Below are 20,542 nucleotides of genomic sequence, written 5' to 3'. Positions count from 1 at the left end.
AACGGGCGCGCCATCAGGGAATAAGACAATGACCGAACGCCGCCCTCGCAGCACCGAGGAAGTTCAAGCTCATCGCGGCGCCTCTGCCGTGGCCCCGGAAAACACCATCGTCGCCTTTCGCGCGGCGCGCGACCAGGGGGCTACCTGGGTCGAACTCGACGTGGCCCTGCTCGCCGATGGCACGCCAGTGGTGATCCATGACGTCACGCTCGACCGCACCACGAGTGGCAAGGGTTCGCTGGGCGACATCGTTGCCGCCGATCTGGCGGGGCTCGATGCCGGCCTCTGGTTTGGCCCGGAATTCCGGGGCGAAAAGCTGTCGCCCCTGCCCGAAGTGCTGGATGCATTGGCCGAGCTGGGCATCAACGTCAATGTGGAGATCAAGCAGCACGAGCATCACAAATCGCTCGAGCAGCTGACGCGCACGGTGCATGACTGCCTGCGCAATCGCCCGCCCAGCGTGCGGGTGATGATCTCGAGCTTTGATGCCGAATGCCTCAAGGCGATGCACCAGCTCGACCCGTCTTACGAGCTGGCCATGCTGTGGAGCGAGTTGCCCGCCGACTGGCTGGATGTCGTCGCGGCCATTCCGGCCACCGCCATCCACCTGCACTACCGGGCGCTCAGCTTCAACGTGCTCGACCGGGCGCGGGAGCGCGGCATCGTCGTCCGCACCTGGACCTGCAACGATCCGGCACAAATGGCTCCCTTCTGGGATGCCGGGCTGGGCGGCGTCATTTCCGACAATCCCCGCCTGTTCCTGGAATAAGATGTCGGCCCCCAAGCTCTCCCACCGGCAGAACGATATCCTGGCGCGCATCGGCGCGCGGGGGGCGCAGCAGATCGACCTGTTGGCGCAGGAATACGGCCTGACCACGCAGAGCATTCGCCGCGATATCAATGTGCTCTGCGCGCTGGGGCTGGCGCGGCGGCTGCATGGCGGGGTCGATTTGCCGGTGATGCCGCAAAATACCCCGATCAATGCCCGCGCCGGCCTGCATAGCGACGCCAAGCGCCGGATTGCCGCCCGCATCGCTGCAGACATCCCCAATGGCTCGACGGTGTTTCTGGGCATCGGCACCACCGTGCGCTTCACCGCTGAGGCGCTGCGCCTCCATGTCGGGCTGACGGTGGTGACCAATAATATCGAGGTGGCGCTGATCCTGGGTGAGATGGCTGGCATCGAGCTGCATCTGGCCGGCGGCGTGTGGCGCGCCAATGACCGCGACGTGGTCGGCCCCGAAACCATCCGCTACTTTGAAAAATTCCACGCCACCCATGCCGTGGTCGGCGCCGGCGGGCTGCACCCCACCAGCGGGGCGCTCGATTTCAGCTATGAAGACGCCCAGATCACCACAGCCATCCTGCAGAATTCGCGCACGCGCTATCTGGCCGCCGATGCCAGCAAATGGATGCGCACCGCCGCCGTCCGCGTGGCCTCGCTATCGGAATTCAGCTATTTCGTGACCGACGCGATGCCGCCCCAGGCGGCCACCGAACAGAGCCTGCTCAAGAGCGGCGTCACCGTCGTGCTGTGCTAGCAAAGCGCTTCCCGCAGACTGAGTCCGCAGGAAGCATTGTCACGGGGCGCTAGATCAGCTTCGAGGCTTCCTCGGTGCTGGGGATACGGCTATCCGGGGTGAATTTGTCGACGGCATCGGGCAGGTTTTGCGACAGGCGCGAGAGCAGCTCGTCGCGGGTTAGGCCAGTCTGCTTTTGCAAATCATCCAGCGTCTCGGGGCCGATAGCCTGCGCCAGCTGATCGGTCTCGAGGCGGCGGGCCGGACCGTCCTTGACCCAGGAATCGGCGACATCGCCCTGCCCGTTGGCGCGGAAGGTTTCGAGCAGGCTGCCGAGGCCGGCATTGATCACATTGCCAAGCGAATTGGGATTGCTGCTATCGCCGCTGAACAGATCGCCCAGCGCGCCGCCCAGATTGTTGGCATTGCCGCCCGGCTGGCCACTGCCCATGGCGGGCTGGGCCGAACCATCACCGACGCCGGTGTGACCGGCCTGCTGGCGCTGGAGGAACTCACCGATCTTGTCGCGGTTCTGATAGCCGGCAACCGCCAGCAGACCGAGAAGCGCAGTCATTGAGGGCATTCCACGAGCCATAGTCGTTCTCCTTAGATGATGGAGAACAGAACTAGGCTGGGGAGTGAAAGTTCCCCGCCGCCGCAGCTGTGATCAGTCGGCGCGCGAAGCGAGGCGCTCGAGCAGGACCGTCGCATCACCCTTATAATTGGTGCGAGCATATTCGACATAGCCGAGCGCCGCAGCGAGACGGAGCGAGGCGGCATTGTCCGGGTCGATCATGCAGACCGAGCGGGGCACCGACGGGTCGGCCCAGGCCAGCAGCGCCGTCAGCGCTTCGCGCGCGAGGCCCCTGCCGTGATAGTGCGGCAGCATGGCCCAGCCGGCCTCCGGCGTGTCGCCAAAGGGCGGATCGATCTCGCGCTGGAAATTGGCGAGGCCGAATTCGCCGACGACCTCCCCTGTCTGCCGGTCGGTGGCCAGGAAATATCCGTAACCCAGCAGTTGCCAATGGCCAGCATAGGCAAGGATGCGCCGCCATACTTCCTCGGGCGTATTGGGCCGCCCGCCGATGAAGCGGGTGACCTCGGGATCGGCCCAAAGCCGGCTGCAGCCGGAAAGATCATCGGCGGTGTGACCCCGCAGGATGAGCCGCTCGGTCTGCAGCGTCGGCGCAACCATCAGACGCCGCCGACCACGGCGTCGCGCGGCATGTCGGAGAGGATTTCGGCAACCCCATTGCGGATGATGACGATCTCTTCGAGGCGCAGGCCGAACTGGCCCTGCAGGTAAATGCCGGGCTCGATGGAGAAGCACATGCCCTCTTCCAGCACCGTCTCGGAAGTGGCGGTGATGTAGGGCGTTTCGTGGATATCGATGCCCAGGCCATGGCCGGTGCGATGGAGGAAATTGGGACCGTAACCGGCGGCGGTGATGACGTCGCGGGCGGCCTTGTCGATATCGCTGGCCTTGGCGCCGGGCTTGGACGCTGTGATGGCGGCGGCGACGGCGCGATCAAGGATGGAATGGATCTGGCCAAAACCCTCTGGGGCCGCGCCGAGATAGCCGACGCGGGTCATGTCGGACGGATAGCCATGGATGCGGGCGCCAGTATCGATCAGCACCGCATCGCCGGCCTTGAGCGGGGTATCGCCGGTGTGGTGATGCGGGAAGGCGCCATTGGGGCCGAAGCAGACCGAACAAAACTCGGTGGTGGCGCCATTAGCCTTGTAGAACTCGCGGATGGCGGTGGCCACTTCGCGCTCGGTGATGCCGGGGCGCAAGGCGGCAAAGCCGGCAGCCATGGCGGCGTCATTGAGCACGGCGCTCTTTTTGAGCGCATCATATTCGGCGTCGTCCTTGCGCGAGCGCAGATAACCCACCGTGTCGTCGGTGAAGCGGCGATGCGCGCCGGGAAGTGCATCGAGCACCAGCAGGGCAAAATCAGCGCGCATGGTTTCGTCGAGCACGATGGAGGGGCTGATGCGCGGCACGCCAGTGGCATCGAGCAACTGGACCAGCGCGGCATGGGGGCCATCGGCATCGGTCCAGGGGAAGAAGGGCAGATCGGTGTTCTGGCGGGCGCTGTCGACATTGAGCGCCGGCATCAGGAAGCCGGCAAAGCTCTGGCTGACCATCAGCAACACCGGGCGCTCGTCGCCATGCGGCGACAGATCGGCCAGATAAAGCATGTGGCTGGAGGGGCCGATGACCACCAGATCGGTTTTGGTGGCGGCCATGCGGGCGCGGAGCGCTGCCATGCGGGTGGTGAGGACGGGATTCATGGGAGACTCCGGGACAATAGGGGTGGCAGTGTTTCAGCCGTTGGCGAGCAGGCCGTCAAGGGACTATCCCGCCTGAGCCAGCAGGCTGGCATTGCCGCCGGCGGCCGTGGTGTCGATGCAGACATGGCGTTCGAGCAGTAGCCGAGGGGCTTCGTCCACCGACGTCAGCAGCGGCAGGATGGCGCCATCGCGGGCGCTGAGGGCGATGCGGATGGCGCGTAGCGTGCTGTCAGCGGCGAAATAGGCCACCGCTTCGAAGCTGGTGGAATGGCTGAGCGTGTCGAGGTCGAGCTCGGCGAGGATGGCTGTATTGCCGAGCGTCGCGGCCATGATCGCCTGGGCCTGCTGATCGGCCGGGGTGGGGCCAAGGCAGAGGACGCGGCCGCGCGGGGCGGTGTGGAGGATGTTGCTCTCGCCGGTGGGACCTGGGAGCGGCAACGCAGCGGTCTCGGCGGGGCGTAGGGCCTGAGTGAAGCGCGGCAGATAATGCGGGCCGCCTGCCTTGGGGCCTGTGCCGGAGAGGCCTTCGCCGCCAAAGGGCTGCGAGCCCACCACCGCACCGATCTGGTTGCGATTGACGTAGATATTGCCGGCGCGGACGCTGCTGGAGAGGGCGCGCACGCGGGAGGAAATGCGGGTATGGAGGCCAAAGGTGAGGCCATAGCCCGCGGCATTGATGGCGGCGATCACCGCATCAAGCTCGCCAGATTTGAAAGTAGCGACGTGGAGAACGGGGCCGAAGATTTCTTCCTTGAGGGCTTCGATGCCACTGACGCGCAGCACGGTCGGGGCGACGAAATGGCCGGTTTCCGGCGTCTTCAAGCGATGAATCAGATTCCCCGAACGCGCGTAACTATCGATATGTGCTTGGATTTTTGTCCGTGCGGCTTCGTCGATGACCGGGCCGATATCGGTGGCCAGCGCCCAGGGGTTGCCCAGCGTCAGTTCGTCCATTGCCCCCTTCAGCATCTCAAGCGTGCGCTCGGCGGCGTCCTCCTGCACATAGAGGATGCGTAGGGCCGAGCAGCGCTGGCCGGCGGACTGGAAGGCGGAGGCGAGGATGTCGCGCACCGCCTGTTCCGGCAGCGCGGTCGAATCCACCACCATGGCGTTGAGGCCGCCGGTTTCGGCGATCAGCGGCGCCATGGGGGCGAGATTGGCGGCCATGGCGCGGTCGATGCGGCGGGCGGTCGGCAGCGAGCCGGTGAAGACGACGCCGGCAATGGCGGGATTGGACGAGAGGGCAGCGCCGACTTCACCGCCACCCGGCAGCAGCTGGATGGCGTCGGCGGGGATACCGGCCTGGTGCATCAGCTGCACGGCGCGGAAGGCGATCAGCGGGGTCTGCGGAGCGGGCTTGGCTAGCACCGGATTGCCGGCGACGAGTGCAGCCGCAATCTGGCCGGTAAAGATGGCCAGCGGAAAATTCCACGGCGAGATGGCGGCGAAGGGGCCACGGGGGGACGCGAGTGGCTGGGCCTCGGCTTGCTCGGCGTAATAGCGCAGAAAATCAACGGCTTCGCGCAATTCGGCAACGGCGTCGGCCCAAGACTTACCAGCTTCGCGGGCGAGCAGCGCGAAGAACTCGGCGGCGTTGGCCTCGTAGAGGTTGGCGGTAGCTCGGAGGAGATTGGCGCGTGTGGCGGCTGGGGTTTGGGACCAGGTGGAGGTGGTAGCGGCCGCGATGGCGATGGTGAGATCCTGGGTTGAGGCGCTGACCACCGAGCCAAGGATATCAGAGGCTTCGGCGGGGTTGGTCAGTTCTGTGGCAGGCCCCCTCACCCGACCCTGCGGGTCGACCGCTCCCCCGAAGAGGGGCGTGGCGTGCCATTGCGTTGTGTGGAAGGCGTTGCGGGCGGCGTCCATGGCAGGGAAGGCGACGGGGTCGGTGAGGTCGAGGCCGGCGGAGTTTAGGCGGGGGGCGAAGATGGCCAGAGGCGCGGGGATGGCGGAGCTGGGGATCGAGGCCAGGGCCTCAATTTTGCTGATCGGGTCTTCGGCGACCACGCTGGCGGGAATGTCGGCGTCGGCGATTTGATAGACAAATGAACCGTTTGCGCCGTTTTCGAGGAGGCGGCGAACCAGATAGGCCAGCAAATCCTTATGCGCGCCGACCGGGGCATAGATGCGGGTACGGGTGCCGTGGTTGCTGCGCAGCACCTCATGCAGGCGCTCGCCCATGCCGTGCAGGCGCTGGAACTCAAAGCTGTCATTGAAGCGCCCGGCCTCGGCGGCGAGATGCAGCACGGCGGCGGCGGTGTGGGCGTTGTGGGTGGCGAATTGGGCGTAGATGGAACTGGCGGCGAACAGCTTTTTCGCCGCGGCGATGTAGCTGATATCGGTGGAGGCCTTGCGGGTGAACACCGGGTAGCCGTCGAGGCCAAGCACCTGCGCGCGCTTGATCTCGGCGTCCCAATAGGCGCCCTTGACCAGCCGGACCATGATGCGGCGATCCAACGATTTGGCGGTGGCGTCGAGCCAGTCGATCAGCGGCAGCACGCGTTTGCCATAGGCCTGAACGACGACGCCGAAGCCGTCCCAGCCGGCGAGTTCGGGCGTGGCGAGGACTGCGGCAATGATGTCGAGCGACAGATCGAGGCGGTCGGCTTCTTCGGCGTCGATGTTGAAACCCATATTGGCAGCCTTGGCGGCCAAAGCGAGTTTGCGAGTCAATTCAACCAGTTCGGCCATGACGCGGTGGCGTTGCGCGAACTCGTAACGCGGGTGCAGCGCGGAAAGTTTGACGGAAATGCCGGGATTGTCGCGCACGGATGCGGCGGTGCAATGGGGGGCCAGGCTGGCGATGGCGGCGGCGTAGGCGTCGAAGTAGCGGGCGGCGTCGGCGCTGGTGCGGGCGGCTTCGCCGAGCATGTCGTAGGAGTAGGAATAGCCCAGAGCCTCGGGCTTTTTGGCGTTGACGATGGCTTCGTCGATGTTGCGGCCGAAGACGAATTGGCTGCCGAGCAGGCGCATGGCCTGGGCCACGGCGGTGCGGATGACCGGCTCGCCCAGCCGGGCGATGGCGCGGTGCAAAGCGTTTTTTGGGCCGACTTCCGGGTCGCCTAGGACGTCGGCGGTAAGGCTCAGGGCCCAGGAGGAGAAGTTGACTAACTGATTGGCGGAGCTACCGAAATGGCTGGCCCAATCGGAGCCGCCGACCTTGTCATGGATCAGCGCATCGACGGTTTCGGCATCGGGAACGCGCAGCAGCGCTTCGGCCAGCGACATCAGCGCGACGCCTTCGTCGGTGGCGAGGCCATATTCGGCGAGGAAGCTCTCCATCAGGCCGAGGCGATTGCCCTTGCGGACGGTGGTGACCAGGGTTTCGGCCTGCGCCGAGATCGTCGCGCGGTCGGCGGAGGAGAGTCCGGTGGCGGCGATAAGTGCTTGAACCAGCTGGGTTTCGTCGGCGAGGTTGTGGGCGCGGAGGGACTGGCGGGCGGTGATGATGGCGGACACTGGAAGCTCCTGAGACGAGATGAGAGTGCCAGAGACGCGATAGGCGTTTCGCCTGATTGTGTGGAAGTTCGTGGCGGGAGGCGTTATCTTGCGGGCGTTCGGCAGGAGCTTCGCCCATGAAAACCGTCAGCTACGAGACATTGGACCAGATCGATCGCAATATCTTGCGGGAGCTGGCCGCCGACGGACGGATCAGCGTGGCGGAGCTGAGCCGGCGGGTGAATTTGAGCAAAACCCCTTGTCAATCAAGGATTTCGCGGCTGGAGAAGGCTGGGTATATTCTGGGCTATCGGGCGGTTTTGGACCCAAAACGGCTCGGATTGCCGCATGTGGCATTTGTCGAGGTCAAGCTGAGCGATACGCGCAAGGCGGCGCTGGCGGCGTTCAACCAGGCGGTGCGGGCCATCCCCGAAGTGGAGCAAGCCCATATGATTGCTTCGAGTTTTGACTATCTGCTCAAGGTGCGGACCAAGGATATCGCCGATTATCGCGAGGTGCTGGGCGAGCGGATCAGCGCCCTGCCCCATGTCGCCCATACCAGCACCCATGTGTCGATGGAGGCGGTGAAGGGCGACGAAGAATAGTCAGCTTGCCGCCAGAAAGGGGCAGTTTTCTTGCAGCATGCTGACAGTTTTCTTGCGGTTTTCTGCCTCAACCCGCCGGGAACAGGGTCCAGCGGCGCGGCCGGAAGGCGATGCGGGTTTTTTCGCCGGCCGGATGATCGAAGGGCAGGTCGATTTCGACCTTGTAGCCTTCGCCGCCGATTTCCAATTCGACGCGTCTGGTGCCGCCAACGCGACGGGCGGTGCTGACCACGCCGGCGAGCGAGGCGTCGGCCTCGATCAGGTCGATATCATGCGGGCGGAAGAACAGCCGGGCCTCGCCCTCCGGGGTATCGCCGGCGGGAATACCGATGGCGCGACCGCCGACCCAGAGCTCGTTGTTTTCGACCGTAACGGGCAGTTCGCTGGATTCACCGATAAAGCCGAAGACGAAGGGCGAGGTGGGGTGGTCGTAAACCGTATCGGGGGAACCGACCTGTTCGATGCGGCCCTGGCTCATGACGCAGAGGCGGTCGGAGAGTTCGAGGGCTTCTTCCTGATCATGGGTGACGAAGACGGTGGTGTGGCCGGTGCGGTCATGGATTTCGCGCAGCCATTTGCGCAGCTCGCGGCGGACCTGGGCGTCGAGGGCGCCGAAGGGTTCGTCGAGCAGCAGCACCGCCGGCTCGATGGCGAGAGCCCGCGCCAGGGCGACGCGCTGGCGCTGACCACCGGAGAGCTGGTTGGGATAGCGCTTTTCGAGACCGGAGAGCTGGACCAGATCGAGCAGTTCCATGGCGCGGCGGCGGATTTCGCCGGATGGGGGACGGCTGGAGCGCGGCCGGACCTTTAGGCCAAAGGCGATATTGTCGAGAATGGTCATGTGGCGGAACAGGGCATAGTGCTGGAACACGAAGCCGATATTGCGCTCCTGCACGGTCTTTTCCGAAGCGTCGGTATCGCCGAAGAAAATCTTGCCGGCGGTGGGCATTTCGAGGCCAGCGATGAGGCGCAGCAAGGTGGTCTTGCCCGAGCCGGAGGGGCCGAGCAGCGCGATCAGTTCGCCCGAATGAATATCGAGCGACACATCATGCAGCGCCGGGAACCGGTCGAATTCCTTGCGCACATTTTGAACGCGAACTTCCATAGACTCTTGATCCTATTCAGTGATTGGCGCTGGCGGCGATTTCTTCGCCGAAACGCCATTCCAGCGCCGACTTCAACACCAGCGTGACCAGCGCCAGCATGGCCAGCAGGGAGGCCAGGGCGAAGGCCGCCGTGGCGTTATATTCATTGTAAAGCATTTCCACCTGCAGCGGCATGGTGGTGGTCTGGCCGCGAATCTTGCCTGAAACCACGGCGACGGCGCCGAACTCGCCCATGGCGCGGGCATTGCACAGCAACACGCCATAGAGCAGGCCCCATTTGATATTGGGCAGGGTGACGCGCCAGAAGGTCTGCCAGCCATTGGCGCCCAATGACAAGGCGGCTTCCTCGTCGCCGGTGCCCTGATCCTGCATCAGCGGGATCAGCTCGCGGGCGACGAAGGGGAAGGTGACGAAAATGGTGGCGAGGACGATGCCCGGCAGGGCGAAGAGGATTTCGATGCCGTAGGATTTGAGGAAGGGGCCGAGAAAGCTCCCTGCCCCGAACAGCAGCACATAGACCAGCCCCGAAATCACCGGCGACACCGAAAACGGCAGGTCGATCAGGGTGATGAGGAAGGCCTTGCCCTTGAACTCGAATTTGGCGATGGCCCAGGAGGCGGCGATCCCGAACACGACATTCAGCGGCACGGCGATGGCGGCGACCAGCAGGGTCAGGCGGATGGCGGCCTGGGCGTCCTTTTCACCCAATGCGGCCAAGAACCCGCCAATGCCCTTGAGAAACGCCTCGTGGAACACGGCGTAGAGCGGCAGCAGCAGCATCACCCCCATAAAGGCAAAGGCGATGGCGATCAGCAGCCACTGCACAGCGCGGCTTTCGCTGGTGGGGGAGACGCGGCGCTTGGTCCGGGCGCGCAGCTTAGTTGCCATAACCATACCTCCGCCGGCTCCAGGCCTGAATGAGATTGATGGCGAACAGCATCAGGAAAGAGATGATCAGCATCACCGAGGCGATGGCAGCGGCGCCGGCATAATTGGTTTCTTCGAGGCGGATGACGATCAGTAGCGGCGCGATTTCCGAGACGAAGGGGATGTTGCCGGCGATGAAGATGACGGAGCCGTATTCGCCGACGGCGCGAGCGAAGGCCAGGGCGAAGCCGGTGAGAATGGCGGGCATCAGGCTGGGCAGGATGACCCGGGAAATGGTCTGAAAGCGGTTGGCGCCCAGGGTGGCGCTGGCCTCTTCGACCTCGTGACTGACCTCTTCCAAGATGGGCTGGATGGTGCGGACGACGAAGGGCAGGCCGATGAAAATCATGGCGATGACGATGCCAAGGGGGGTGTAGGCGATGCGCCAGCCGAGCGGGGCGAATAGCGAACCGATAGCGCCATTGGGCGCATAGATTGCGGTCAGCGCGATGCCGGCGACGGCGGTGGGCAGGGCGAAGGGCAGATCGACAATGGCATCGAAAATGCGACGGCCGGGAAAGCGGTAGCGCACCAGCACCCAGGCGATCAGTGTGCCGAACACCACATTGACGGCGGCGGCGATGAGCGCGTTGACGAAGCTGACGCGGAGTGCGCCGAGCACGCGGGCATCGGTGGCGGCTTTCCAGAAGCCTTCGGGGCCGAGCCCGGCCGAGCGGATCGCCAGGGCGACCAGCGGAATGAGGATGATCAGCGAAAAATAGCTCAGCGTGAAACCAAGCGTCAGCCCGAAGCCGGGAATGACACTGGGCTGGCGGAAAAATCCGCCACGACGTGGGCTCCCAACGCTGCTCAAGCGACGGCCCGGAAGGCGGCAGTCTTGGCGGTATAGTTCATCTCGACCTCCCTACCCGGTTCGCGCTGACCCTAGTGGATTGGTCGCGTTTCTCAAGGCGAGCGGTGGCGTTTGGGTGCGGGGTTTAGAGAAAAATATTCTGTTTGGTGGGGGTGCGGGGGGATTTTCGGCGGGGATGTGGGGGGATTGGGTGGATGGGGAGAATATTGGTGCGCGGCGGGGTGTGGGGCTAGCCAACCCCCACCCTTGATCCCTCCCCGCAAGGGGGAGGGTGTCGACTGCACGCCCGGCGCATTCATCCACGGTGTCACCCCGGCCTTGAGCCGGGGCCCATCCCCCGATCACGCCGGTAACACCCATCTCAGGCTGGGTCCCGGCTCAAGGCCGGGATGATATCGCGTTTGTTGGGGCGACGGGCCCCGCCAGCTACTTCGGCGGGGTCCAGCTCGGGGCGGGTTCGCGTTCCAGGGGCGACAAATTGATGATGTCTTCGCCGCGGCGCATGGCGATGTTCATGCGGAAGCTGTTGCCGATGCGTTCGGAGCGTTCGATGAACAGAGCGGCGATGTGGGGCGGGCACAGGGTTTCCACGGTGCGGCGGAACAGGGCGAGCCAGCGCCTGAAATGGGGGTCGGCCAGTTCGGGGATGGCCATGTGCTTGGGCATGGGGCGGCCGGCATAGCGGCCGGTGCCGAGCATCATCGAACTCCAGAAATCGGTGATGATATCGAGATGATGCGGCCAGGCTTCGGGGGCGATGATGCGGTTGAAGACCGGGCCAATCAGGGGATCGAGGCGCACGTCGGCGTAGAAGCTGTCGACGACGGCGCGGATCAGCGCCTCATCCAGATCGGGCGGGGTTTCCCAGCCGACGCGCTGGTGGCGGGTGCCCAGAGGCGGGCGGGGATTGTCGTCGCTCATGCGTCGGTCTCGCGGATGGAATAGGAGCAGCGCCGGGCGCCGGCCACGATGTGCTCGTTGCGCACCACCTGGGTCTGGGGGCCTAGCACGGCGCGGAACACGTCCAGCTCGGCGCGGCAAAAGCCCTGGCAGGCAGTGGCGGCAGCGCAGATGGGGCAGTGGTTTTCCACCAGCAGCAGCGAGCCATCGGGCTGTTCCTGCCAATCGGCCATATAGCCTTCGGCGGAGCGCAGATCGGCGAGCGCCGCCACCTTGTCGCGCAGGCTGGTGCGGTCGGCCAGTTCGGCTTCGTAGCTGGCGCGGGTTTCGGCTTCACGGGCGGCAATCAGGGCGTTGAGCGCGCCTTCACCCAGCGTATCGCGGACGATGCCGAGCAGTTGCACGGTCAGCGCGGCGTGGGTGTCGGGGAAACGGGACTGGGCGGCTGGGGTGAGGCTCCAGCTCTGGGTGGGGCGGCCGACGCCGCGCGCTTCGCTGGTGGCCGCGACCAGGCCTTCCTCGGCCAGCCGGGCCAATTGCTGGCGGGCGGCCTCGCCGCTGGTGCCGAGCAGGCTGCCCAAGGCGGCGGAGGACAGCGCGCCATGCATCTTGAGCGCCATCAGCACCCGCTCGGCGGGGCTGCGCGGCGACCAGGTCACCGTTTCGGGCGCGGCATTTTCCAAGTTCAGACTTGACATATTGGCTGCGGAGGTTTTCAAAGTCATTGCTTGGAAATTAACTGGCGCGGCATGGAAATGCAAGCGCCGCCCATAAAGGAGCTCCACGATGGCCTTTGAACTTCCCGCCCTGCCCTATGCGCATGCCGCCCTTGCCGAACGCGGCATGAGCCAGGAAACGCTGGAGCTGCACCATGACAAGCACCATCAGGCCTATGTGACGGCGCTGAATGGGTTCGTGGAGAAGAATGCCGATCTGGCCGGCAAGTCGCTGGAAGAGATCATCGCTTTCGCCAACGGCAAGGCCGAGCTGGCGCCGGTGTTCAACAATGCCGGGCAGCACTGGAACCACATGCATTTCTGGAATGCGCTGTCGCCCAAGGGTGGTGCGCTGCCGGGCAAGCTGGAGGCCAAGATCGTCAGCGATCTGGGTTCGGTGGAGGCGTTCAAGGAGCAGTTCAAGACGGCGGCGACGAGCCAGTTCGGTTCGGGCTGGGCCTGGCTGGTGCTGGGCACTGACGGCAAGCTCAAGGTGACCAAGACGGCGAACGGGTCCAATCCGCTGGCGACCGGCGAAGGCAAGGTGCTGCTGGGGCTGGATGTGTGGGAGCACAGCTATTACGTCGATTTCCGCAATCGTCGCCCGGATTATGTGAGCAACTTCCTCGACAAGCTGGCGAATTACGAGTTTGCGGAAGCGAATTTGGGGTGAGTAATTCCGCCCTCTCCCCGCCGTCATTGCCCGGCTTGTCCGGGCAATCCATTGCTGACGCCGCGCTGGCGGATGGATGGATCACCCGGACAAGCCGGGTGATGACGGCAGTGGGGGACTTAAAGCTCAGCCCACAGCAGCTGGTTCGAGAACACCAATGACCTATGTCGTTACCGAAGACTGCATTGCCTGCAAGCATATGGATTGCGTGGAGGTTTGCCCGGTGGATTGCTTCTACGAGGGCGAAAACATGCTGGCCATCAATCCAGACGAGTGCATAGATTGCGGGGTGTGCGAGCCGGAGTGTCCGATCGATGCCATCAAGCCGGACGGCGAGTCGGAGATGGCGCCGTGGATCGAGCTTAACCGCAAATATGCACGGCTCTGGCCGAACATCACCGAAAAGGGTATCTCGCCAGACAACGCCAAGGCCATGGAAGGCGTGCCCAACAAACTCCGCGACCTGTTTTCCGAACAGCCCGGAGAAGGATCTTGAATAGTCTGATGGCTGATTTCGACCTGCCCGATGCGATGCGACTGCACCCTCCCCGCCGGCCGGTGGTGGGCAATAGTGAATTCCGTGCGGCGATGGCGGCGATGGCCTCCACCGTCAGCGTGGTGACGGCGCGGCGCGGCGATGAGCGGATCGGGCGCACGGTGACAGCGATGCTGTCGCTGACGGTGAACCCGCCGACGGTGCTGGTGTCGATCGATATCATGAGCCGGCTGGCCGATCTGATCGCCAAGACCGGCGGGTTTTCGCTGGCCATGCTGGCCGATGACCAGGCGGCGGTGGGCGATGCCTTTGCCGGGCGCGTGGATCCGGATCAGCGCTTCAATACCGGCAAATGGGGGCAATGGCCGTCGGGGCATCCGATGCTCGAAGGGGCGGTGACGGCGCTGGATTGCGACGTGATCGGCTCCATCGAAACCGGCAGCCATGTGCTGTTTGCCGGGGCGGTGGTGGAGGCGGAAACCACAACCGGTCGGTCGCCGTTATTGTGGCAGCGCCATCAGTATCACAGGCTCGACGGCGTGGAATGAAGCTGGCAGACTGGGAGGCGCTCATGCCCCGGTATTTTTTCCATTATCGCACTGACGACGAGCTGATCCCGGATCGGGATGGCAGCGAATTGCCGGATCTGGAAGCCGCCGAGCACAATGCGGCGGCGCTGGCCAAGGCGATTGTCGAGCGCGCGGCGAGCAAGGGCGACGATACGCGGCTGCCGCGATCCATCGAAATCACCGACGCGGCGGGGGAAGAGCTGCTGTATCTGGTGTTCTGGGCCGGGCCGAAGCTGGGCGCGGATGGGGATGAGAAGCCGGTGGAGAAGGCGACGGTGCATTGAGCTCCCCGTCGAGGGGTGTTTTGGCCACGATCATCGTGGCTCTCCCCACCCCCTCCTAGCCTCCCCCGTCAAGGGGGAGGTATCGTTCGGTGGGTGGGGAGGCATTGCAGCTCAAGCCTACTGTGCCGGAGCGCCGGTGTAGATCTGGTCGAAGATGCCGCCGTCGCCGAAGAATTTGGGCTGGGCTTCGCGCCAGCCGCCGAAATCGGCGATGGTGACGAGATTGACCGGGCCGAAGCGGGCGATGTCTTCGGGGGCCGCCAGTTCGGGCTTGAAGGGGCGGTAGTAATTGGCGGCGGCGATGGCCTGGCCTTCGTCGGAATAGAGATATTCGAGATAGGCCTGAGCCAGATCGGTGTTGCCCTTTTTCTCGGCATTGCCGACGACCAACGCCACCGGCGGTTCGGCCAGGATCGAGATCGACGGCGTGACGATGTCGAAGGCGTCGGGGCCGAGTTCCTCGAGCGCCAGATAGGCCTCGTTTTCCCAGGCCAGCAGCACATCGCCAATGCCGCGCTGGACGAAGGTGGTGGTGGAGCCACGGGCGCCGGTATCGAGCACCGGGACGTGCTTATAGAGGTCGGTGACGAAGGCCTGCGCCGTTTCGTCAGTGCCGCCCGGCTGCGCCTTGGCCCAGGCCCAGGCGGCCAGCAGGTTCCAGCGGGCGCCGCCCGAGGTTTTCGGATTGGGGGTGATGACTTCCACCCCCTCCTTGGTCAGATCGCCCCAATCGGCAATGGCCTTGGGATTGCCCTTGCGGACCAGGAAGACGATGGTCGAGGTGTAGGGTGCGTTGTTGTTTTCAAAGGTGCCGCGCCAATCGGCAGGGATCAGCGTGGGGTCGGCGTCGGAAATGGCGTTGATGTCGCTTTCCAGCGCCAGCGTCACCACGTCGGCTTCAAGGCCGTCGATGACGGTGCGGGCCTGGGCGCCGGAGCCGCCATGGGTGACCTGGATGGCGACGGTTTCGCCTTTGGTCTGCTGCCAGTGGGCGACAAAAGCCTCGTTGAATTGCTGATACAGCTCGCGGGTGGGATCGTAGCTGACATTGATCAGGGTGCGATCCTGCGCATGGGCCGTCACCGCAAACCCCAAGGTCAGGGACGCGGCAAGAACGGCATAAGCAAAGAAAATGGGGGCATTCTTCATCTCTGTCTCCCGATGAGATCGATGACTAAAAGACTACCACTACACTAGAGTATCGCAAGGCGACGCGCGGCGGCCAGAGGCCCGCCAAAGAAAACGGTTTGCCAAATTCGGGCCGCAACACGAAAAACACTCATCGTGCAGCGGGAAAACGCTATCTGGACGCAATTTCATTCCAGAAGCTGCCTGGCCTCATCTTACCACTTCCGGGCCGATACGCACCACTTCCGCACGGTCTAGTGATGATTTCGGGCGCTGACATCGTTCGAACGGATGGCAGACAGGCGCAACGGCGTTGCCTAGAGTGGCCGTGCGAATTGGGGAGTCTTCGAATGGACCTGGGACAATCGAACCGTCTGGCGCTGCTGGACCGGGCTGCGGCACTGACGGGCGAGGAAGCCGGGTTTGCCCGCTTTCTCAAGGCGGGTGCGCTGGCGACCGATGGCGAGGATCTGGAGCGGCAGGCGCCGGCCCAATTCGAGGCGGCGCTGCGGCAATCCTATCAGCTGCTGCTGGCCTATGATGGCGATGACAGCCGGCTGACGGCGACGCCCCCAACCCAGCCGGGCGAACCCTTGGTGCTCGATATCGTCTCGCCGGACATGCCGTTCATCGTCGACAGCGCGCTGGCGGCGGTGCGGGCTGCGGGCGGCACGGTGCGGCTGTTCACCCATCCTGTAGTGCGGGTGGATAATGGGCAGGTGAGCGAGGGCACCGGGCGGGCGCTGAGCGTGCTGCATATCCACAGCGACCCGGTGGCCGATATCGATGCGCTGCGCAGCGAACTCGAAACCACCATGGCCGAAGTGATGCGGGCGGTGCGCGACTGGCAGCCGATGCTGGAGCGGCTGCGCCGGGCCATTGCCGCGCTGGAAAGCGCGCCGAGCGGGCACAGGGACGAGCCGCTGCGCTTTCTCGACTGGCTGACCGAGCATAATTTCACCTTTCTGGGGATGCGCGAATATCGGTTGGCGGGCGACGGGCTGGAGCCGGTGGACGATAGCGGGCTGGGCATTTTGCGTGACCCGAATTTGAAGGTGCTGCGCAGCGGGCCGAGCTTTGTCGAGTCGACGCCCCAGCATGCCGATTTCATGGCGTCCAACGAGCCGCTGCTGGTGACCAAGGCCAATCTGCGGGCGCGGGTGCACCAGCGCGTGCATATGGACTATGTCGGCGTCAAGATTTTGGACGGCGACGGCAAGGCGCAGGGCGAATTGCGCATTGTCGGCCAGTTCACCGCGCAGGCGCAGGCGACGCCGCATACCGAAGTGCCGATCATCCGCCGCAAGATTGCCGAGGTGATGCGGCGCTCGGGCGTCGACCCGCTGGGCCATGCCGGGCGGGCGCTGCTGAGCGCGCTGGATAGCTATCCGCGCGATGAGCTGTTCCAGATCGGCGTCGAGCAATTGTTCGAATTTTCGAGCGTGATAGCGGGGCTCTATGACCGGCCGCGGGTGCGGGTGCTGCCGCGTATCGACCGCTTCGACAATTTCGTGTCGATCCTCGTTTATGTGCCGCGCGACCGCTATGACGGCGAGGCGCGGGCGCGGATCACGCAATATCTGGCGAAAATCTATGACGGCCGACTGTCGGCGTTTTATCCGCATTTCCTTGAAGCGGAGCTGGTGCGGCTGCATGTGATCATCGGGCGGCTGGCGGGACCGACGCCGCAGCCGAGCCGGGCCGAGCTGGAGGCGCAGGTCGATGCGCTGACCGCCAATTTCGGCGACATGCTGGTGGCCACGGCGCCCGACCCGGCGACGATCAGCGATTATCGTGGGGCGTTTTCGGCGGCGTATCAGTCGCGCAATGCAGCGGCAGATGCCCATGACGATATCGCGGTGCTGCGCACGCTGGGCGACGGCGCCGGGGTGGCGATCAGGCTGCGGGCGCGCAGCGGCACCGATGGAGCGCTGGGGCTGAAATTCTACCATCGCGCCAGCCCAATTCCGCTGAGCGACCGGGTGCCGATGCTGGAGGCGTTCGGCTTTCGGGTGATCGATGAGCGCACCTATACGGTTGAGCCGCGCGACGGCGTGGAACGCTATCTGCATGACATGGTGCTGGAAGCGGCGGATGGCAGCAGCTTTGACGTGGCGACGCGCGGCGCGGCGGTGGAATCCGGATTGCTGGCGGTGTGGGACGGGCTGGCAGAAACCGACCGGCTCAACACGCTGGTGACGCGGACCAGTCTGGGCTGGACGGATGCGGCGCTGCTGCGGGCACTGTCGCGCTATCTGCGGCAGATCGGCATTTCCTATTCGCAGCGCTATATCGCCGATGTGCTGGTGAAGCAGTCGGGGGCAGCGGCGGCGCTGGTGGCGCTGTTCGATGCGCTGCACAATCCGGCGGTGAGCGACCGCGAGAGCCGCGCGGCGTTGGCGCGGCAGGATATTGCGGCGGCGCTCGACGCCATGGCCTCGCTGGATGAGGACACCATCATCCGGCGCTTTCTCAATCTGGTGGAAGCCTCGGTGCGGACCAATGCCTTCCAGCGCTATGGCGATGGCAAGCCGATGCCGGCGCTGGCGATCAAATTTGACAGTGCGCTGGTGGACGGCATGGCCGCGCCCCGGCCCTATCGGGAAATCGCCGTCTATTCGCCCCGCGTGGAAGGGGCGCATCTGCGCTTTGGCGCTATCGCGCGCGGCGGCATTCGCTGGTCGGACCGGCCGGAGGATTTCCGCACCGAAGTGCTGGGGCTGGTGAAGGCGCAGCAGGTGAAGAATGCGGTGATCGTGCCGGTGGGGGCCAAGGGCGGCTTTGTGCCCAAGCTGCTGGTGCCGGGCATGGCGCGCGAGGCGATGCAGGCCGAAGGGGTGGCCGCCTATACGATTTTCATCGGGGCGCTGCTCGATGTGACCGACAATCTGGTCGATGGCGCCGTGGTGCCGCCCGCCAATGTGATGCGGCGCGATGGCGACGATCCCTATCTGGTGGTGGCGGCGGACAAGGGCACGGCGAGCTTTTCCGACACGGCCAATGGGATCGCGGTGGGGCGCGGCTTCTGGCTGGGCGATGCCTTCGCCTCGGGCGGCTCGGCCGGCTATGACCACAAGAAAATGGCGATCACGGCGCGCGGCGGCTGGGAATCGGTGAAGCGGCATTTCCGCGAGCTGGACCGCGATATTCTCAAGCATGCCTTCACCGTGGCCGGGGTCGGCGACATGAGCGGCGACGTGTTCGGCAATGCCATGTTGCTGAGCCGGGAAATAAGGCTGGTGGCGGCGTTTGACCACCGCGATATCTTCATCGACCCCAATCCCGACGCGGCGGCGAGCTTTGCCGAACGGCAGCGGCTGTTCGCCCTGCCCCGTTCGAGCTGGCAGGATTATGACAAGGGGCTGATTTCGGCCGGTGGCGGGGTGTTTTCGCGGAGCCTCAAAACCATTTCGCTGACGCGGGAAATCCAGGCTGTGCTGGGGTTGAATGGCGAGCACGCCACGCCGACCGAGGTGATCTCGGCCATTCTCAAAGCCGAGGTCGACCTGCTGTGGTTTGGCGGCATCGGCACCTATATTCGCGGCGCCCAGGAAACCAGTGCCGAAGTGGGCGACCGGGCCAATGACGCCATCCGGGTCAGCGGCAGCGAAGTGCGGGCCAGGATCGTCGGCGAAGGCGCCAATCTGGGCGTGACGCAGCGCGGCCGCATCGACTATGCGCTCAAGGGCGGACGAATCAATACCGACGCCATCGACAACTCGGCCGGGGTGAATTCGAGCGATCTCGAGGTCAATATCAAGATCGCGCTGGCGCCGCTGCTGGCGAGCGGGGCGCTGGGGCTGGACGCGCGCAATGTGCTGCTGGTGAGCATGACCGACGAGCTGGCGGCGCTGTGCCTGCGCAATAATTATCTGCAGGGGCTGGCGCTGTCGCTGGCGCAGCGGGCGGGGCTCAGCGAATTGCCGGACCACCGCGAGCTGATCGAACGGCTGGAAACGCGCGGGTTGCTGGATCGGGCGGTGGAGTTTTTGCCGAGCGATGCGGCGCTGGATGCGCGGGCCGCAGGCGGTCAGGCGCTGATGCGGCCGGAGCTGGCGGTGATTTTGGCCTATGCCAAGCTGACGCTCTATGACGATCTGCTGGCGGGGATTTCCATTGATGATCCCTATCTGGCCGATGAGCTGTATCGGTATTTCCCGGAAATCCTTCACACGACTTACCCCGACGCGGTGGCCGAGCATCGGCTGCGGCGCGAGGTGATTGCCACGGTGCTGGCCAATGCGATGATCAATCGCGGCGGGCCGGCTTTTGTCAGCGATCTGACGGCGGCGACCAGCGCCAGTCCGGGCGAGGCGGCGCTGGTCTATGCGGCCACGCGGGACGTGTATGGGCTGGGCGCGCTCAACCGGGCCATCGATGCGCTGGATGGGCAGGTGGCCGGGGCGGTGCAGTTGGAGCTCTATGCCGAGGTGATGGCGCTGCTGCGGCAGGAGAGCCTGTGGTTTTTGCGCAATGCCGATGTGACGCAGGGCGTGGCCGGGCTGGTGGCACGGCATGCCGGGGGCGTCGCGGCGCTCAAGGCGATCCTGGGCACCAGCCTGCCGGCGTCGCTGCGCGAAGGGGTGACCTTCATGGCAGCGGAACTGATGGCCAAGGGCGTGCCGGGGGAACTGGCGCAGCGCATCGCCGAATTGCCGGTGCTAGGCTACGCCAGCGATATCGTGCTGGTCAGCGAGCGTGCGGGTGTCTCGGTGGCCGAGGGCGCGGCGGCGTTCTTCGGGGTGTTCGCGACCTTTGCGCTGTGGCCGGTGATCGAACAGGGGCGGACGATTGCGCTGAGTGATCGGTTTGAGCGGATGGCGCTGGACCGGGCACTGGCCAATCTGATGCGGGCGCAGCGCGACCTGACCGCCGATGTGCTGAAGACCGAGGGCGGGCTGGCTGGTTGGGCGACACGGCAGAAGGCCGGGATTGCGCGGACGGCGAAGGCGGTGGCGGAACTGACGCAGGGGGAATTGACGGTGTCACGGCTGAGCGTGGCGGCGGGGTTGCTGGCGGATCTGGCGCGGGAGATTTAGGGGCGTGCTGCGAAAGTGGGGCTTGTTTG

18 protein-coding genes are annotated in these 20,542 nt (G+C 64.9%); 8 read left to right on the top strand and 10 right to left on the bottom strand.

The features are described 5' to 3' along the window. Positions 1–28: 28 nt before the first annotated feature. Together ACX3OZ_RS07855 and ACX3OZ_RS07850 are read left to right on the top strand one after the other, a co-directional pair. Complete coding sequence (locus ACX3OZ_RS07855) at positions 29–769, top strand: glycerophosphodiester phosphodiesterase family protein (RefSeq protein WP_459104225.1); 741 nt, start codon at positions 29–31, stop codon at positions 767–769. Position 770: 1 nt separating this feature from the next. Beyond that, complete coding sequence (locus tag ACX3OZ_RS07850; protein ID WP_459096965.1) at positions 771–1,541, top strand: DeoR/GlpR family DNA-binding transcription regulator; 771 nt, start codon at positions 771–773, stop codon at positions 1,539–1,541. Between the two features lie 49 nt (positions 1,542–1,590). Here ACX3OZ_RS07850 and ACX3OZ_RS07845 read toward each other — a convergent pair whose 3' ends face one another. The 4 genes from ACX3OZ_RS07845 to putA form a co-directional block, all read right to left on the bottom strand. Continuing rightward, complete coding sequence (locus ACX3OZ_RS07845) at positions 1,591–2,094, bottom strand: YidB family protein (protein ID WP_459096966.1); 504 nt, start codon at positions 2,092–2,094, stop codon at positions 1,591–1,593. Between the two features lie 93 nt (positions 2,095–2,187). Next, entirely contained in the window at positions 2,188–2,715 is a 528-nt protein-coding gene (locus ACX3OZ_RS07840) for a GNAT family N-acetyltransferase (RefSeq protein ID WP_459096967.1), read from the bottom strand. After that, positions 2,715–3,818, bottom strand: a complete 1,104-nt coding sequence (locus ACX3OZ_RS07835) for a M24 family metallopeptidase (protein WP_459096968.1) — start codon at positions 3,816–3,818, stop codon at positions 2,715–2,717. The genes ACX3OZ_RS07840 and ACX3OZ_RS07835 overlap by 1 nt, the downstream gene beginning before the upstream one ends. A 63-nt stretch (positions 3,819–3,881) precedes the next feature. Further along, a complete protein-coding gene (putA, locus tag ACX3OZ_RS07830) occupies positions 3,882–7,277 on the bottom strand; it encodes a bifunctional proline dehydrogenase/L-glutamate gamma-semialdehyde dehydrogenase PutA (RefSeq protein WP_459104224.1) in 3,396 nt (1,131 codons plus the stop codon). 116 nt (positions 7,278–7,393) lie between these two features. Here putA and ACX3OZ_RS07825 point away from each other — a divergent pair, with 116 nt between their 5' ends. Continuing rightward, entirely contained in the window at positions 7,394–7,861 is a 468-nt protein-coding gene (locus ACX3OZ_RS07825) for an Lrp/AsnC family transcriptional regulator (protein ID WP_459096970.1), read from the top strand. Between the two features lie 67 nt (positions 7,862–7,928). On the opposite strand, the gene ACX3OZ_RS07820 is transcribed toward ACX3OZ_RS07825, so the two are convergent. The 5 genes from ACX3OZ_RS07820 to ACX3OZ_RS07800 form a co-directional block, all read right to left on the bottom strand. After that, positions 7,929–8,966, bottom strand: coding sequence for a sulfate/molybdate ABC transporter ATP-binding protein (locus ACX3OZ_RS07820; RefSeq protein WP_459096971.1), 1,038 nt, complete (start codon positions 8,964–8,966; stop codon positions 7,929–7,931). A 16-nt stretch (positions 8,967–8,982) separates the two neighbouring features. Then, the gene (gene cysW, locus ACX3OZ_RS07815) at positions 8,983–9,861 is read right to left on the bottom strand and encodes a sulfate ABC transporter permease subunit CysW (RefSeq protein ID WP_459096972.1); all 879 of its coding nucleotides are present in this window, start codon (positions 9,859–9,861) and stop codon (positions 8,983–8,985) included. Then, entirely contained in the window at positions 9,845–10,708 is an 864-nt protein-coding gene (gene cysT / locus ACX3OZ_RS07810; RefSeq protein ID WP_459104223.1) for a sulfate ABC transporter permease subunit CysT, read from the bottom strand. Before cysT ends, cysW begins: the two co-directional genes overlap by 17 nt. A gap of 426 nt (positions 10,709–11,134) precedes the next feature. Further along, positions 11,135–11,629: a group III truncated hemoglobin gene (locus ACX3OZ_RS07805; protein ID WP_459104222.1), complete on the bottom strand. Its 495-nt coding sequence runs from the start codon at positions 11,627–11,629 to the stop codon at positions 11,135–11,137. Next, the gene (locus ACX3OZ_RS07800) at positions 11,626–12,306 is read right to left on the bottom strand and encodes a helix-turn-helix transcriptional regulator (protein WP_459104221.1); all 681 of its coding nucleotides are present in this window, start codon (positions 12,304–12,306) and stop codon (positions 11,626–11,628) included. Before ACX3OZ_RS07800 ends, ACX3OZ_RS07805 begins: the two co-directional genes overlap by 4 nt. A gap of 88 nt (positions 12,307–12,394) precedes the next feature. Here ACX3OZ_RS07800 and ACX3OZ_RS07795 point away from each other — a divergent pair, with 88 nt between their 5' ends. From ACX3OZ_RS07795 to ACX3OZ_RS07780, 4 genes are all read left to right on the top strand, one after another. After that, the gene (locus ACX3OZ_RS07795; RefSeq protein WP_459104220.1) at positions 12,395–12,997 is read left to right on the top strand and encodes a superoxide dismutase; all 603 of its coding nucleotides are present in this window, start codon (positions 12,395–12,397) and stop codon (positions 12,995–12,997) included. Positions 12,998–13,154: 157 nt separating this feature from the next. Further along, on the top strand, positions 13,155–13,493 hold the full coding sequence (gene fdxA / locus ACX3OZ_RS07790) for a ferredoxin FdxA (RefSeq protein ID WP_459104219.1): 339 nt from the start codon (positions 13,155–13,157) through the stop codon (positions 13,491–13,493). Beyond that, positions 13,490–14,041 carry a flavin reductase family protein gene (locus ACX3OZ_RS07785; protein ID WP_459104218.1) on the top strand — a complete coding sequence of 184 codons (552 nt, stop codon included), beginning with the start codon at positions 13,490–13,492 and terminating at the stop codon, positions 14,039–14,041. Before fdxA ends, ACX3OZ_RS07785 begins: the two co-directional genes overlap by 4 nt. A gap of 23 nt (positions 14,042–14,064) precedes the next feature. Next, on the top strand, positions 14,065–14,346 hold the full coding sequence (locus ACX3OZ_RS07780; RefSeq protein WP_459096979.1) for a DUF6894 family protein: 282 nt from the start codon (positions 14,065–14,067) through the stop codon (positions 14,344–14,346). A 117-nt stretch (positions 14,347–14,463) separates the two neighbouring features. Here ACX3OZ_RS07780 and ACX3OZ_RS07775 read toward each other — a convergent pair whose 3' ends face one another. Then, on the bottom strand, positions 14,464–15,495 hold the full coding sequence (locus ACX3OZ_RS07775) for a sulfate ABC transporter substrate-binding protein (RefSeq protein WP_459104217.1): 1,032 nt from the start codon (positions 15,493–15,495) through the stop codon (positions 14,464–14,466). A 329-nt stretch (positions 15,496–15,824) separates the two neighbouring features. On the opposite strand from ACX3OZ_RS07775, the gene ACX3OZ_RS07770 reads away from it, so the two are divergent. Continuing rightward, entirely contained in the window at positions 15,825–20,513 is a 4,689-nt protein-coding gene (locus ACX3OZ_RS07770) for an NAD-glutamate dehydrogenase (RefSeq protein ID WP_459104216.1), read from the top strand. Positions 20,514–20,542: the final 29 nt, after the last annotated feature.

The organism is Devosia sp. A369 (genome assembly GCF_054489345.1).
This window is presented reverse-complemented; position numbering and strand designations above follow the sequence as displayed.

Coding starts and splice junctions, on each gene's coding strand:
- ACX3OZ_RS07855 (WP_459104225.1), top strand. CDS start 29: ATGACCGAACGCCGCCCTCGCAGCACCGAGGAAGTTCAAGCTCATCGC.
- ACX3OZ_RS07850 (WP_459096965.1), top strand. CDS start 771: ATGTCGGCCCCCAAGCTCTCCCACCGGCAGAACGATATCCTGGCGCGC.
- ACX3OZ_RS07845 (WP_459096966.1), bottom strand. CDS start 2,094: ATGACTGCGCTTCTCGGTCTGCTGGCGGTTGCCGGCTATCAGAACCGC.
- ACX3OZ_RS07840 (WP_459096967.1), bottom strand. CDS start 2,715: ATGGTTGCGCCGACGCTGCAGACCGAGCGGCTCATCCTGCGGGGTCAC.
- ACX3OZ_RS07835 (WP_459096968.1), bottom strand. CDS start 3,818: ATGAATCCCGTCCTCACCACCCGCATGGCAGCGCTCCGCGCCCGCATG.
- ACX3OZ_RS07825 (WP_459096970.1), top strand. CDS start 7,394: ATGAAAACCGTCAGCTACGAGACATTGGACCAGATCGATCGCAATATC.
- ACX3OZ_RS07820 (WP_459096971.1), bottom strand. CDS start 8,966: ATGGAAGTTCGCGTTCAAAATGTGCGCAAGGAATTCGACCGGTTCCCG.
- cysW (WP_459096972.1), bottom strand. CDS start 9,861: ATGGTTATGGCAACTAAGCTGCGCGCCCGGACCAAGCGCCGCGTCTCC.
- ACX3OZ_RS07805 (WP_459104222.1), bottom strand. CDS start 11,629: ATGAGCGACGACAATCCCCGCCCGCCTCTGGGCACCCGCCACCAGCGC.
- ACX3OZ_RS07800 (WP_459104221.1), bottom strand. CDS start 12,306: ATGTCAAGTCTGAACTTGGAAAATGCCGCGCCCGAAACGGTGACCTGG.
- ACX3OZ_RS07795 (WP_459104220.1), top strand. CDS start 12,395: ATGGCCTTTGAACTTCCCGCCCTGCCCTATGCGCATGCCGCCCTTGCC.
- fdxA (WP_459104219.1), top strand. CDS start 13,155: ATGACCTATGTCGTTACCGAAGACTGCATTGCCTGCAAGCATATGGAT.
- ACX3OZ_RS07780 (WP_459096979.1), top strand. CDS start 14,065: ATGCCCCGGTATTTTTTCCATTATCGCACTGACGACGAGCTGATCCCG.
- ACX3OZ_RS07775 (WP_459104217.1), bottom strand. CDS start 15,495: ATGAAGAATGCCCCCATTTTCTTTGCTTATGCCGTTCTTGCCGCGTCC.
- ACX3OZ_RS07770 (WP_459104216.1), top strand. CDS start 15,825: ATGGACCTGGGACAATCGAACCGTCTGGCGCTGCTGGACCGGGCTGCG.